Below are 14141 nucleotides of genomic sequence, written 5' to 3' on the forward strand. Positions count from 1 at the left end.
CACGGCATCATCCATGTATCACAAATACAATATTTCGTACTCTTCTGTCCTTTTGCCTGAGATTGTGAACCCTTCGGCGCCGCACATACATGCGGTCTCTCCAGAAGCTGCTCCTGCTATAGTGTGACCCACAGCAATCATAGCCTTCGTTATTTAATTAAAATGTTGCTATTTCTGAATAATTTTATATTTTACGCCTCAATCAGAAAGCTGTCAATGGTAATCTTTTATGATTTACAGTGATACCCATATGTCTTCACTTCATCAATCCCCCCTAATTCATGTATAATAAACCAAAAGATGTTCGGCTCGTCTGATGGAGAAATCCCTCTTGATCATGAACAAAGTTAGGCAATCCATTGAAGTTGGTGAAGATAAATGAAAAAAATGAACAAACAGCGTGTCACATTACAGGAAGTCGCCAAGCATGCCGGTGTCTCGACTTCAACGGCATCACTCGTTGTTCGAAACAATCCTAGAATTTCTGAAGCCACTCGAAACAAAGTGCTTCAATCCATGGAGGATTTAGGATACGTATACGACCGCGTTGCTGCCAACATGCGGTCAAAAAGCTCAAATATCGTTGGTGTGATTGTGACGGATATTTCTAACACCTTTATTTCGGAGTTTTTAATTGGCGTGCAAACCACGCTTGAATCATTGGGCTATACCGTTTTACTTGGTACGACCTTTGACAGTGTCGACAAACAGGAGCGGCTCATTTCCACCATGGTAGAGCACCGAGTGGGCGGAATTATTTTAAACCCAGCTTCGAAAAGCTCTGCTCGAACCGTCAAACAATTAAATCAAATTCGCACGCCAAAAGTACTGGCAAATCGTGAATTATCAGATGTGCAATGTGATTATGTCGGTGTTGATTATGAACAAGGTACTTGGATGGCGGTTCATCATCTTCTTCAAAAGGGACATCGGCGCATCGCCTTCTTAGGGGGGATCAAGACCTCATCGACTTGGATTGAGCGGATGAAAGGTTTCAAAAGAGCCCATGACGAAGAAAATGCGGCAATTGATGATTCCCTTATTATTGATATCGTACCTACTCGTGAAGGCGGGAAAGAAGCACTCGCTCAAGTGATGGATCAATCCGAGCCTCCTACCGCTATTTTTTGTTTTAGTGACTTAGTTGCATTTGGAGTCATGCAAGAACTATCAGCACGGGGCATCCAGCCAGGTGAAGATATTGATGTGGTTGGATTCGATAATGTTCCTGAAGCGGAGATGTACCATCCGCCGCTCACCACTGTTTCTTCCTTCCCCCGATCCATCGGGGCAAAAGCAGCGAACCTTTTATATCATAAAATGCACGAGCAGGATGAAGAGCTGCAGCGATTGATTTTAAAGCCTCAACTTCATATTAGAGAAACCTCTCCATCATGATGAAAAGAGAATTGTGTGCAGCAATTCTCTTTTTTTATTGAACAAGTCAACTATTTCTTTGTTTCATTTTTCTTTTTTTAAATCACAAAGTCATAAACTTGACACATTTAAAATGCAGGAGTATATTTATCTCGTTGCTTCTTTTAGTATATCGTTATACCTATTTCGTCATATCGTTATTTCTATCAAAAAACAGTTAAAAGTGATTTTTTATGATTCTGATCAAATCATGAAGTTTCACTTCCTAATCAAGGCTGTTATTATTTTTTACATTTTAGTAGAACGATGTACTTAATTGGAGAACAGATGAATATTCATTATTTTTTCATCAATAAGGGGTGTTGTGATGGGCTTCATATTATTCATTTTGAAGGAAACAATAACAAAGGGTATACAAAGAATTTGACCTTAAAGGGGTTTCAAATATAGGAGTGGGAACATGAAAAATCCTTATATTAAATCGTCACTTGGCATGTATTTAAACTACTTCATGCTTGGCATGATCAATATTATTGTAGCTTCCAACATGGACAGCTTATCTGAACGCTACCATGTAGATATTCCGAAAATCAGCTTGCTTGTATCGGCGATCGGAATTGGTAAACTCATTGCTCTCTTTTTCTCAGGTCGGTTAGCCGATAGCTGGGGACGTAAGCCTGTCATTATTACAGGAAATTTTCTTTACTTATTATTCTTAATCGGTATTCCAACGACAACGAGTTATACACTGGCATTTATCTTTGCGATTTCAGCAGGTATTGCCAACTCACTGCTTGATTCAGGAACCTACCCTGCTTTGACAGAGTCATTTCCGAAAAAAGCAAGTTCGGCTTCTGTTTTAGTAAAAGCGTCTGTATCCATTGGGGCGACTGTTCTTCCATTTATCTTGGCGTACCTAGTGGCACATGACATCTTCTGGGGCTGGGCGTTCTTTGGACTAGGGCTTCTTTATTTACTTGTAGGAATTTACTTACTCTTTATGCCATTCCCGAACCATAAGCAAGTTTCTTCACAAGATGCTCTTCCAGTACAGGACCAGCTGAAGGAAGAACCAAAAATGCTTGGTGAAGGCTTAGCCGTTGTTCTTATGGGATTCACGTCGACTGCATTGTTTGTCGTATGGCAGACATGGCTTCCGCAGCTCGGGTTAAAATTAATCGGACTTGGCACAGGACAAGCCACACAGCTTCTATCTTATTTTAGTATTGGTGCACTCGTATCTGTTCTCTTGCTTTCGATCGTCTTAGATAAATTCATTTCACCGATTATGGTGGCAATCATTTATCCAATTGGGGCGTTCCTTGCAATGCTTTCACTTTTCCAAATCGAAACGTACAGCATTGTCATTGTCAGCACCTTCTTCTTAGGGCTATTTACAGCAGGAATCTTCCAGCTGGCGATGAGTATTATGATGAAATTGTTCCCGACAAACAAAGCAACGGCTTCATCCTACGTTAATATTGCGGCAAGCTCAGCGTTTATTCTCGTGCCGCTCATTACAAGTGGGTTGGTCAGCACGTACGATATTAAAATGACGTTATTTTTCGATATGATCATTGCGGTTATTAGCGTATTACTAGCGGTCTTTGTTCTTGGACGCATGAAAAAATTATTTAGATAATTAAAGGAGATGTCAATCATGACAAACATACATGAACGAAATATTGATGGAAAAACAAAATTAGTCGGTCTTCTTGCTACACCAATCGGACACAGCCTTTCACCACGTATGCATAACCTTGGCTATACACTAACAGGTATCAACTATGCTTACCTCGCATTTGAAGTAGGGAACGATGAACTAGAAGCAGCCGTAAACGGTATGAAAGCAATGGGTGCAGCTGGATTTAACGTCTCTATGCCGAACAAAATGAAAGTACTAGATTACTTAGACGAACTAGATGATTCTGCAAGATATACACGTGCAAGTAACACTGTAGTAAACAAAGATGGTAAGCTCATCGGCTACAACACAGATGGTCTTGGATATGTGAGAAACTTGATTGAGCATGGCGTTGAATTAGCCGGCAAAAAAGTCACACTTGTTGGCTCTGGTGGCGCGGCAACTCCGATTGCGATTCAGCTTGCACAGTCCGGTATTCGTGAAATTAGTATTTTTGCTCGTAATGACCAATACTTTGTTCAAGCAGAAGAAAATGTAAATTACATCAACAACGAAATGAAATCTTTCGGTGTCAAAGCAAACATTTTCCCACTTGAAGACAAAGACGCTTTCCGCCGTGAAGTAGCAGAAAGTGCGATCCTGGCAAACGGGACAAGCCTTGGCATGAAACCACTAGATCAGCTCAGCATTATCGATGATACACTTGATGTACTTCGTGAAGATTTGATCGTGACAGATGTCGTATACAACCCGCAAAAAACAAAGCTTCTTGCACAAGCACAGGAAGCTGGCGCCAAAACGATTAACGGTCTTGGAATGATGTTATGGCAAGGAGCACTTGCTTACAAACTCTTTACTGGTGAAGATATGCCAGTTGATCAAGTAAAACAAATTCTTTTTGAAAATGACCGTTTCTAAAACAAAAAAAAGACGACTTCCTAAGCGGAGGTCGTCTTTTTTTAATCATGTACCATAACTTGACGGTAGCGATACAGGATATACAGTGCGCCGATAATGGCTGCAACAGCCACCACTGCATCGAACATAAAGATTTGTAAAATGGACGCGTGACTCTGAATTAACCCTGTTACGACCGGGATGACGATAGCCGACACGCCGCCCGCTGTGGAGATAATCCCAGTCATCGTTCCTTTATTTTTCCAGAAGAATTCAGCCATCACAGTTAACGTTAGCTGAAAAACTCCTGCTGTTGAAAATCCTAATACAAAAGCATTGACGGTTCCTATCACTGGGGATTTCACGACCAAGAGCACACAAATAGAAACAAGTGTAATGATTGGATAGATCAGTAGCACAGTGACCGGACGGACAAAACGGCGCAGCAGAAATGCGAGCATTACGACAGACAGCAGCCCGCCCATGCTATAGTAACTGAGCAGTTTCACAGCACTGCCCGATGCCATCCCCAAGATGGTCTCACCGTACGTAGGAAGCCAAATTTGCGGCAGTGCATACAGCCCATTTGACGTAAAGCTGATCAAAATGAGTGCGATCCCTTCCCTCCAAAATGTAGGCTCTGTCGAGAAGCGCGGAAGTCCATCATGCTTCGTTACCTGGACTTGCTCCACCTTACGATGATTCGGAAATGGTAAGGTCCACAGCATCAAGACATTCACAAGATAGATCAGAGCAGGAACAAAAAATGAAATTCCATAAAACAAATCATGCTCTGCTAAAAAGTAAATCGCCAGTGGCAAAATGGTGGCCCCAATGGAGATAAAGGCCTTCACCATCACATTCGCAGATCCTGAGTTTTGCGGAAAAGCCTCCATTAACGCAGGATACGTTCCTGCATCCATTGCCGAATTCGCGACCCCTGCCAAAATCGCAAACGCAAACGCGATTTGATAATTCGGAGACAATGGGATTCCGATGAGGAACACCGCCATCAGCACACCAGAAACCAAAATGACCGGCTTCCGCCCGAAACGATCTGACAGTACGCCTGATAAACCATACGTGAGCACCCTGCCAATGCCAAGCGCCGAAATCATATAACTAATTCCCGCACTATTGGTATCTAATTGTTCGATTAAAAATGGCATATTTGAAGCCAAAATAATATTGACCATACCTAATAAAAAGTAATTAATATACAGACTAGAAGCCGTTCTCACATACGGATTCCTCATCCTGACACACCCCTCAACACCATCGCAATGAAGTGACAAATAATGGTTACGCTTACAAGATCTCATATGTGAGGAAGAACAGCTTTGCAGCCTTCACGTTCATACATCTCATCATGTCATGCAGCTCACAGCTTACACGCCCTTCATGTATCAAGCATTTCTTCAATTTTTCACTGCTCTTATTTTATACGAATGAGAAAGGTAAAGATAGTGAATTGCTTAAATTTGAGGGGAATTCATCGATCAAGCGTATGACACCATCGATAGAAAAAAGGAGTGGTTAGCTGCCACTCCTTAACTGATGTCTCATTTCTGTTCATCGTTCATTTTCAACCCATTTTGACGAATGACTTCTTGATACCAGTAAAAGCTTTTTTTAGGTGTTCGATTTAACGTTCCGTTTCCATCGTTATCTTGATCAACATGGATAAACCCATATCGCTTTTCCATTTCAGATGACGAGTAACTAATTAAATCAAGAATTCCCCAGCTGGTGTAACCTATTAATTCGACTCCATCCTCAATGGCTTCCAGCATTTGCTGGAAATGCTGCTCATGATAGCTAATCCGATAATCATCATTTATCTTTCCATCTTCCACCTTGTCGTATGCACCTAATCCATTCTCAACTATAAATAGTGGTAGTTGATAGCGATCGTATAAATCATTTAAAGAGATACGAATTCCAATCGGGTCGATCTGCCAGCCCCATTCACTCACTTCTAAATATGGGTTTTTCACTCCACCTATTGTATTGCCGCTGACAGTTTCCATGCCTTCACTATTTTCAGTAGCAACCAAGGAATTGTAGTAACTGAATGAAATAAAATCAACCGTATGCACCTTTAATAATTCGTCATCTCCCAGCTGTTTCTCAATGTGAATGTTTTTTTCTTTAAACAGTCGATTGATAAAACGCGGATACTCACCACGCACCTGTACATCTGTAAAAAACATATTAAACTGATTGTTCTTTGATGCCTTCAGAACATCCTTTGGATTACAAGAATACGGATATGTTGTTAATTTCGTCAGCATACACCCTATTTTTGCCCCTGGGATCATTTCATGACAATATTTAACGGCCAAAGCACTTGCAACAAATTGATGATGCAATGCTTGATAAACTGCCTGTTCTACATTGTCAAAGCGCTCTGAAACGATTCCACCACTTGTAAATGGATGTCGGACAATACTATCAATTTCATTGAAAGTCAGCCAATACTTGACTTTATCTTTATATCGATCAAATACAACTCGACTAAATTTCACAAAGAAATCAACGACAATGCGATGAGACCATCCTCCATATTGATTCACTAAGTATAGCGGCATTTCATAATGAGATAACGTAACGAGTGGTTCAATATCATGTTTCTTCATCTCATCGAATAGGCGGTCGTAAAATAATAATCCCGCTTCATTTGGCTCTTCTTCATCACCGTTTGGAAAAATACGTGTCCATGCAATCGAGACACGTAACGTCTTCAATCCCATTTCTTTGAACAGCGCCATATCTTCAGGATAACGATGATAAAAGTCTACACCTCTTCGTTTCGGATAACCTTCAGCGGTATCTGCACGCATCGCTTGCTGAATTTGTTCTTCATCCACTTTGTTGTGCTTTTTATAATCAGACTTACTGAGACCTTTTTTAAAGATCGCCACATCAGCAGTCGATAGCCCTTTTCCGTCTACATTCCATGCGCCTTCTGCTTGGTTTGCCGCGATGGCGCCTCCCCATAAAAATCCTTCTGGAAATTTCCTGATTTGATTAGACATGTTTCTTCCTCCTCAAGACTATGCGTTATTTCTTTGAACCACTCGATTGACATGAATAATTAAATACATTTTTTCGTCACTGGAAATCGTGTAATCCACACTTGTTTTAATATATTTCTCGATTTTCTCCACACATTTTACTTCTTCAGGATACTTCCTCATGATTTGATCAATTAGATCGTGATCATCTGTTTCAAGCATTTTGTTCTCCAGCAAACGCTGAACAAAGAACTGTAAATGTGTTAAAAACCTGGAGTAATTAATCGTATCTGTCGGAATGTCGATCTTATAATGCATTTTGATAATATTTAAAATGTCTTTGACCATATTAGTCATCATCACGATTTGATTTAAATTATCTTTGGTCTGCTGCGCATTTACTAGATGAAATGCAATATTCGCCGCTTCTTCTTCAGGCAGCTGAATGCCTAACTGTTTTTCAATCAGCTCTAGTGCATGCAGACCAATACTGAATTCTTCGGGGTAAAATTTCTTCACTTCCCACAGCAGGCGATTTTGTATCGTTAAATTTTCCTTAAAGCGCTTCGTAGCCATGAAAAGGTGATCGGTTAAAGAAATATAAAGATGCTCATTTAAGTGTGTAGATAAACGGCGCTTCGCATAGGATATAATCTCATCTGTCATGATTAAAAATTCCTCTGGGGTCTCCCTCATAAGCTCAGCTAAATCATTAGACGTGCTTTGATCTTCTAGCACATAGATCTTTTGAATATCAGACTCTTGAATAAGACTGCCTGGCTTATTTTTAAATCCAATCGCCTTACCCATTACGATGATTTCCTTACCGTCATCTCTTTTAGCGAGAACCACACTGGTATTCAGCACTTTTATAATTTCCATACCATATCACCTTCCTGGATACATTCAAAATCGATTTATAAGACCGTTAAAAGTGGCTGCTGATGACCAGAAACAGGATTCGTTTTTCCCTCTTGGGGTAAAATTTCTAAATAATCAGCTGTATTTGTAATAATGACTGGTGTTGTTGTATCATAGCCAGCCTTTTGTATATTCTGTTGATCAAATTCAATCAGAAGTTGACCTTGTTTCACTGTATCACCTTTTTGAACATGTGAAGTAAAATATTGTCCATTTAAGTTTACAGTATCAATACCAATATGAATCAGAACTTCCACACCAAGGTTGGATTTTAAACCAATGGCATGATTTGTATGGAAAATCATTTCTACTTGTCCATCAAAAGGAGCAAATACTTTCCCTTCACTAGGTTGAATCGCTGCCCCTTTCCCCATCACTTCTTCAGAGAATACTTTATCATTCACTTTTGCTAAAGGAATGATGTCTCCTTTAATTGGTGCATAAATGACTTCACGATTTCTTGTGCTTTCTGATGTGGAAACAGGCTCATTTTTCTTCTCGATGTTTTCAGTTTCTGCATCTTTAAAGCCGATGATGTAAACAGCAATAAACGCAACGACCGCTGAAACGACTGCACCAATAATGGCAAACGTAAAGTTTGAAGTCCCTTTTTCAATGAAAATCGGCATTGTTGCGATACCAGGTGAAACCATGACAAACGCCTTTAGCTTAATCAATCCAACAAAAATACCTGAAACCCCTGCTCCAATCATACATGCGAGTAATGTTTTCTTAAGTTTTAAATGAACGCCGTATAATGCAGGTTCTGTTATACCAAATAAAGCAGAAATTCCTCCGGACATCGCAATTTGTTTTAACTTAGGATCTTTGGTTTTAAATGAAACAGCCAAAGCACCTCCACCTTGCGCAAAGTTCGCTGCTAGCATAGCCACTCCGATAAGAGCGTCGTATCCTGGTGAAGCAAGAGAGGCGATAACAACTGGATAGAACACCTTCTGCATCCCAAACATGACGATAAAAGGTAAGAAAACGGCTAAAATCGCAACAGCTGCCCATCCCGCAGTTTGCTGGATCCATAAGACCCCTGCGGCTAAGCCTGCACCAAGATACATACCGAGCGGCCCTAAAAACAGTAAACCAATCGGAGCGACAATAATCATCGTAATTAAAGGAACCATAAAGATTTTGACAGGTCCCGGTGATAATTTATCTGCCAGCTTTTCTACATAAGACATCAGCCAAACAATGAGTATGATCGGAATAACCGATGCTCCATAAGAAACAGCTTTTAGTGGGATGCCTGCAAAGACAACTGGATCACCACTGCTAAACAGGGCTGTTAAGTTCGGATGTAACAAAACCCCAGCCAAAGCCATTGATACCATAGGGTTTGTGCCAAATTTCTGTGAGCTTGTATAGGCTAACAAAATAGGTAAGAAGAAGAACGCTGCATCTGAGATGATTTTCAATACCAAATAGGTTTGGCTGTCTTCTTTCATCAAGTTCAGCATCGGCAATAAAATTAATAGAGCCTTCAACATTCCTGCACCAGCGATCGCAGGGATGATCGGTGCAAAAATGCCAGTGATCAAATTGGCAAAACGATTGAAATATCCTTTCAAGCTATGATCTTTATTCTGTACAATCTGTCCGCTTGCTTCCGGATTTTGATCAATCAGTTTTGCAAACTCTTTATAAACATAACCCACATCATTTCCAATAATAATTTGATACTGACCTGCTGTATCTGCTACTTGAATGACGCCATCAAGACGGCTAATTTCTTCAGAGTTTGCGCGTGAAGAATCTTTTAAAGTCAGCCTTAATCTCGTCATACAGTGGATGGCATTTTGAACATTTTCGCTTCCGCCAATATGTTTTAGAATGTCTTGAGCTAAGTCTTTATGATTCATTAAAGTCACCGCTTTCATTTTTGATTATAGGCGCTCAGGGAACAAAAAAAGACCTGGATTGGGTGGGAATATACAAATACAGATATCCCATCCAATCTAGGTCTTGCCTGCCGAACAGTAACACGCCTTATTGAATGTACGCATTATTCTATTTTTAAATTTTCATCGTTTCATGAAACCGCTTTTAACATGTTAATATCTTTATAGTAATTAATTATCTTCACAAAAGCAATGTTTTTTCTCGAAAAACAATAATAAATTGATTAAATATAGATCAAAGAGCACTGTTATATCATCTAATCGTACCTATTGAAAATGAATGGTATTGTCATGCTCTTTCTAATAAAGACCGTCTAAACTTAAAGTCCCCAAGTACTTAACTCATAAAAATATTCCGTCCGTTCAATGCATAATCCAAAATGAAGATCCTCTGTGACTAACATAAAATCTCCATATCCAATTGAAAATTTCGTTTGCTCAAGAAGCTGGCTTAAATGGCTAAACACTTCGTTCACGTTTACTAAAAGAGCTTCAATTTCATGCTCTCGAAAAAACATGATTCTAGCTTCTTTGGGATAACGTTCTGCATTCTTGACCAATTCCTTTAACATTTGTGTAGATTTTTTTATATGTTCTCGATAGTTATCCCCATGTATTTGAATCTTATTTTCTCTTGCATAAAGGAAAGCAAACACCTTCTGACAAAACAATTGATTTTCTTCGATATCTAAAAAGGGGTGTTCTGGAAGTGTCATGTAGCTCAATTCGTTCATTAAGTGCTTTCTTCTGCTTTTTCTTTTTAAGGTTTCGATTTTTGTTTTTCTGTTGTTATTCATAAAAATCAACTTAACAATCCTTGTTTTTTTATACTATCATCACAAGAATTATCTAATAAAACAATCCATTTGTTCAAATTAGGACTTTTTTCTCAAACGGGTACAACCCTTACCACGCTTTCATCGTCACCCTCTTCTTGTCAATTAACCGGAAATCAATCACTTGTAATCTAAACAGTTACAGCATATAATTTCTCTGATTTCTTAATTCACATTAAGAAGAGTTCATAAAAGGGGGCTTTATGATGGAAATTAAGGCGGCTGTCATTGAAAAACAAGGTGAAGATTTTGTATTTGAACAACTAAAGCTAGAAAACCCAAAAAGTAATGAAGTATTAATTAAAGTGGTAGCAACTGGAGTTTGTCATACAGATGCTGTCGCTCGCGATATGGGATTATCACCCTTCCCTGTAGTTTTAGGCCACGAAGGAGCTGGAATTGTAGAAGCTGTCGGAGATAGTGTCAAGTCCGTTAAAGAAGGAGATCATGTTGTCTTATCATTTGCTTCTTGTGGAGAATGTGAAAACTGTTTAGCTGCACATCCTACTAGCTGTATGCGGTTCAATGAACTAAATTTTGATGGCAAGATGGAAGATCATACAAACAGAATACACAAACACAATCATGCAGTTTCTACTTTCTTTGGACAATCTTCATTTGCCACATATGCAGTTGTTAACGAACGAAATGTCGTTCAAGTAGAGAAAGATGTTGATTTGGCTCTTCTTGGACCATTAGGTTGTGGAATCCAAACAGGAAGTGGAACCGTTTTAAATAAATTAAAACCTGAATTTGGTTCGACAATTGCTGTATATGGCTGTGGAGCAGTCGGATTAAGTGCCATTATGGCTGCGAAAATTGCAGGCTGTAAACAAATCATTGCGATAGATGTACATGAAAACCGATTAGCACTTGCCAAGGAATTAGGTGCTACAGATGTCTTTAATGGAGCAAAAGTAGATGCTGTACAAGAAATTAAAAAAATAACAAACGGTGGAACTAATTATGCTGTTGAAACAACGGGTGTACCACCTGTTGTTCGTCAATCATTACATGCTCTAAAGCCGCTAGGTGTGTCCGCAGTTGTTGGAGTCACACCAAAAATGGAGTTTGATGTCCATAACGATATCATGGCTGAAGGTAAGACATTAATGGGTGTGATTGAAGGCGATGCAGTTCCTAAGTTATTCATTCCGAAGCTTATTGATTTCTATAAAAAAGGGTTGTTCCCATTTGATAAGCTAGTGAAATTTTATGAATTCGAAGATATCAACCAAGCCTTTGCTGATTCGAAATCTGGTGCCGTTTTAAAACCGATTGTGAAAATTAGCTGAACATGACAATAAAGAACCTTCCACTCTGGAAGGTTCTTTTGTTCATCCTATCCTATTAAAATTCGAGGAATAAGATACTTAATAGGTATTTTCTTTATACAAAATGGATATTTCCCCTCTTAATATATCATCATTATAATTAAATAATGGCTGAAATTGATAGACACAAGGGGGAATCATTGTGGATTTATTCGCAAAAAAAATAAATCAATATATTGATGGACAATGGAGAAAAGGTTCATCAAATAAAATTCAGAAAGTTTATAACCCTTATACTTCAGAGGTCATTACTGAAGTACATATAGCTTCAGAAGAGGATATTCACGCAGCCTACCAAGCTGCAAAAGAAGCTCAAGAGCATTGGGGAAAAGTACCAGCTTCAAAAAAGGTGAGCGTGCTTGAAAAAGCATATCAGTTCTTTGAAAAACATAAGGATGACATACTAGAAACGCTCTGTAAAGAAGCAGGGAGTTCCTTCGTGAAAGCCAATATCGAACTCGAAGCTACCATGAATGTTTTGAAACAATCAATGGATTATCCACACCAACTAGAAGAGAGATCAGAGCTTCCTGCTTTAATAGAAAACAAAACAAATTATGTCTATCGAGCACCTATAGGGGTAGCTGGTATTATCAGTTCATTTAATTTTCCTCTTCACTTATCTATGCGCTCTATTGCTGTTGCAATTGCTACAGGAAATTCAGTTGTACACAAACCAGACATGCAAACAGCATTATCAGGTGGTGTCGTCATTGCAAAAGCGTTTGAAGACGCTGGTCTGCCAAAAGGGGTTTTCAACTTAATCCTGACCAATACAAAAGAAATTGGAGACTCATTTATCGAACATCCCATTCCAAAAATCATCTCTTTTACAGGTTCAACTGGCGTTGGGCGTCGTATTGGTTCAATTGCGGGGAAAAACCTGAAACGAACAGCCTTAGAGCTTGGTGGAAACAATCCGTTTATTGTATTAGAAGACGCAGACATTGACCAAGCGATAAACGCTGCAATTTTCGGTAAATTTTTACACCAAGGGCAAATTTGTATGATTATTAATCGCATTCTCGTTCATCGTAATCTTTATGATACCTTTATTGAAAAGTACACTGCAAGAGCAGCTTCATTAAAATGTGGGAACCCCGTAGATCCTTCTGTAGTGATTGGGCCTCTCATTAATGAGAAACAAGCTGATCATGTCATGTCGATCATTGAAGAAGGAAAAAATGAAGGTGCCAAATTAGTGTTAGAAGGAAAAAGAGAAGGAAATCTGATCACACCGTTTGTATTTGCAGATGTCAATAACGACATGAAGATTGCACGCAGTGAGATATTTGGTCCAGTTGTTTCTATCATTCCTTTTGACAATGAGGAAGAAGCAATCCATATCGCAAACGACAGTGAATATGGTTTAAGCGCTGGTATCTTTACAGAGAATATTGAAAAAGGGATTACATTAGCAAGACGCATTGAAAGCGGAATGGCTCATGTGAATGATCAAAGCGTAAATGATGATAGCCTGGCGCCATTTGGCGGGGAAAAGGCTTCTGGAATTGGTCGCTTCGGGGGCCAATGGGCTCTAGAAGAATTCACCCGAGTCCAATGGGTTTCTGTACAAAATCAACCAAGAAAATATCCTTTCTAAGAGAAAAAAGGGATGGGCTTAACTAAGCCATCCCTTTTACTTATTCTTTCATTTCTTTCACTGTTTGTTCCCAGCGTTCAATGACTTCTTTCTCATTGAATAAGTCGATGTTGATGCCGGAGATTATTTGTGCATATTTTGCTACATCTTCCCTAGCTAAAACAACCTGAGCAGAGAATCTTTCTCTTACATAATGGCTGTCAGGCGTCTTATCTAGCCTTTTCAAAAACAGTCTAATATAGTGAACCTTTCCTTGACATACCATTACCAAAGTCGCTTTCTGTGTACGAATGATATTGGATGTAGTCGTTGTATTTGGCCATAAACCAATTCTTAATTCTTGGCAGTTTAATGCAACAATTTCCCCCACACTAATCATCGCATTATGTGGCCAGCCATCCTCTCCTACAGTCATTAACATCATAGCTTCGTGCTGTTTATCTGACAGCTTTTTTCCATTCAAGAATTCAAATACCTCAGGAGACAATTCCGTTTTACACATGCTAACACCACCTTACCTTCACCTATTAGACGATACTGAGCCAAGATTCATTAGACAATCTATCGTTACTTTTTTTACTAAATAAGAAGATCTCTA

Annotated in this window: 11 protein-coding genes and 1 riboswitch; of the genes, 5 read left to right on the forward strand and 6 right to left on the reverse strand. The window is 39.2% G+C overall.

Annotated elements, in window-relative coordinates:
* Positions 1–34 precede the first annotated feature (34 nt).
* A riboswitch (glycine riboswitch) is annotated at positions 35–114 on the reverse strand.
* 264 nt (positions 115–378) lie between these two features.
* From AC3WTB_RS09735 to AC3WTB_RS09745, 3 genes are all read left to right on the forward strand, one after another.
* Positions 379–1398, forward strand: a complete 1020-nt coding sequence (locus AC3WTB_RS09735; RefSeq protein ID WP_268473424.1) for a LacI family DNA-binding transcriptional regulator — start codon at positions 379–381, stop codon at positions 1396–1398.
* A gap of 439 nt (positions 1399–1837) precedes the next feature.
* Entirely contained in the window at positions 1838–3019 is a 1182-nt protein-coding gene (locus AC3WTB_RS09740) for an MFS transporter (protein ID WP_144493805.1), read from the forward strand.
* Between the two features lie 18 nt (positions 3020–3037).
* The gene (locus AC3WTB_RS09745) at positions 3038–3940 is read left to right on the forward strand and encodes a shikimate dehydrogenase (protein WP_024423990.1); all 903 of its coding nucleotides are present in this window, start codon (positions 3038–3040) and stop codon (positions 3938–3940) included.
* Between the two features lie 41 nt (positions 3941–3981).
* Here AC3WTB_RS09745 and AC3WTB_RS09750 read toward each other — a convergent pair whose 3' ends face one another.
* The 5 genes from AC3WTB_RS09750 to AC3WTB_RS09770 all read right to left on the reverse strand — a co-directional run bounded on the left by AC3WTB_RS09750 (position 3982) and on the right by AC3WTB_RS09770 (position 10567).
* Positions 3982–5175 (reverse strand): MFS transporter, encoded by a 1194-nt coding sequence (locus tag AC3WTB_RS09750; protein ID WP_492333661.1) that lies wholly within the window; start codon positions 5173–5175, stop codon positions 3982–3984.
* Positions 5176–5481: 306 nt separating this feature from the next.
* The gene (locus tag AC3WTB_RS09755; protein ID WP_058838379.1) at positions 5482–6957 is read right to left on the reverse strand and encodes a glycoside hydrolase family 1 protein; all 1476 of its coding nucleotides are present in this window, start codon (positions 6955–6957) and stop codon (positions 5482–5484) included.
* Positions 6958–6975: 18 nt separating this feature from the next.
* The gene (gene licT, locus AC3WTB_RS09760; protein WP_059377348.1) at positions 6976–7818 is read right to left on the reverse strand and encodes a BglG family transcription antiterminator LicT; all 843 of its coding nucleotides are present in this window, start codon (positions 7816–7818) and stop codon (positions 6976–6978) included.
* Between the two features lie 35 nt (positions 7819–7853).
* Positions 7854–9731, reverse strand: a complete 1878-nt coding sequence (locus AC3WTB_RS09765; RefSeq protein WP_126682547.1) for a beta-glucoside-specific PTS transporter subunit IIABC — start codon at positions 9729–9731, stop codon at positions 7854–7856.
* A gap of 359 nt (positions 9732–10090) precedes the next feature.
* Positions 10091–10567, reverse strand: a complete 477-nt coding sequence (locus tag AC3WTB_RS09770; protein ID WP_330545827.1) for a YxiF family protein — start codon at positions 10565–10567, stop codon at positions 10091–10093.
* Between the two features lie 245 nt (positions 10568–10812).
* On the opposite strand from AC3WTB_RS09770, the gene AC3WTB_RS09775 reads away from it, so the two are divergent.
* A complete protein-coding gene (locus AC3WTB_RS09775) occupies positions 10813–11901 on the forward strand; it encodes an NAD(P)-dependent alcohol dehydrogenase (protein WP_224931089.1) in 1089 nt (362 codons plus the stop codon).
* Between the two features lie 181 nt (positions 11902–12082).
* A complete protein-coding gene (locus AC3WTB_RS09780; protein WP_330545782.1) occupies positions 12083–13543 on the forward strand; it encodes an aldehyde dehydrogenase family protein in 1461 nt (486 codons plus the stop codon).
* A 40-nt stretch (positions 13544–13583) separates the two neighbouring features.
* Here AC3WTB_RS09780 and AC3WTB_RS09785 read toward each other — a convergent pair whose 3' ends face one another.
* Positions 13584–14045 (reverse strand): pyridoxamine 5'-phosphate oxidase family protein, encoded by a 462-nt coding sequence (locus AC3WTB_RS09785; RefSeq protein WP_099663852.1) that lies wholly within the window; start codon positions 14043–14045, stop codon positions 13584–13586.
* Positions 14046–14141: the final 96 nt, after the last annotated feature.

Source organism: Bacillus sp. EB106-04-04-XG123, from assembly GCF_058791855.1.